The following is a 1,130-nucleotide window of genomic DNA, read 5'->3' on the forward strand; positions in this document are numbered from 1 at the left end:
CGGCGGCGCTCGCGGCGTCGCCGCGCCGGAACGGTGCGCGCCGGGGGCGCCGCAGCCTTATTGCGGAGTGATGCCCGCTCCTTAACCGCCTGCATCCACTTGGGATATTCGGCCTTCACGAAGCGGTCGAACTCGTCGGAGGGGCTGAACACCACCGCGAAGCCGATCTGCTCCAGCCGCGCCGCCGTCTCCGGGTCGGCGAGGAACGCCTTCACCTTCGCCTCGATCGCCGCGACCACGGGCTTCGGCATTCCGGCCGGGCCGAACAGGCCGAGCCAGGCGTCGAGGTCGAAGCCGGGGATGGCCACCTCCGAGATGGTCGGCATGTCCGGAAGCTGCTTCAGCCGGGATCCGCCGGTGGCGGCGAGCGGGCGCACCTTGCCGGCGGCCACCTGCGGCAGGCCGGTGACGGCATCGGTGATCATCACCGGAATGTGGCCGCCCATCACGTCGTTGAGGCCCTGCACCGTGGTGTTGTAGCGCACCGGCAGCATGTCGATGCCGGCGAGGCGGGTGAGCGTCGCGCCGACAATGACGCCGGTGCTGTTGCCGGTGGCGTAGCTGAGCTTGCCGGGATTCGCCTTGGCGTAGGCGATGAGCTCGGCCAGCGACTTCACCGGCAGGTTCGGATTGACCACCACGAAGGAATAGATGCCGCCGAGCCGGGCGATGGAGGTGAAGTCCTTCAGCGGATCGTAGGGCACGTTCTTGATGATGCCCTGGGCCGCCGACTGGGTGGTGTTGGTGGTCATGAACAGCGTGTAGCCGTCGGGCTCGGACTTGGCGACGAACGAGGCGGCGACGACGCCTTGCGCCCCCGGCTTGTTCTCCACCACGAAGGGCTGGCCGAACTGCGCCTGCAGATAGGCCGCGAGGGTGCGCGCGAAGCCGTCGGTGGCGCTGCCCGGGCCAAAGGGAACGACGATCTTGACCGGACGGTCGGGGTAATTCGCCTGCGTGGCGCTCGCCGGCGCCGCCGCCAGCGCCAGAATGACACCGAGCGATGCGGAGATGAGCCGCGTGAACTTCATTCTCGTTCCTCCCTGCTTTGAGCCGACCGTGGGCCGGGAAAGCGGGTGCGGGCAATTGGAAACGATTCCAGCCTTCGCTGAAGGATTTTCGCCCGGCCC

1 protein-coding gene is annotated in these 1,130 nt (G+C 68.2%); it reads right to left on the reverse strand.

Annotated features, from left to right (window positions below):
- On the reverse strand, nt 1-1,031 hold a 1,031-nt coding region (locus AC2W7M_RS26020; protein WP_486136041.1), incomplete at its 3' end, for a Bug family tripartite tricarboxylate transporter substrate binding protein.
- Nucleotides 1,032-1,130 lie beyond the last annotated feature (99 nt).

This window comes from Xanthobacter sp. BG11Y11_SDJG, assembly GCF_057364445.1.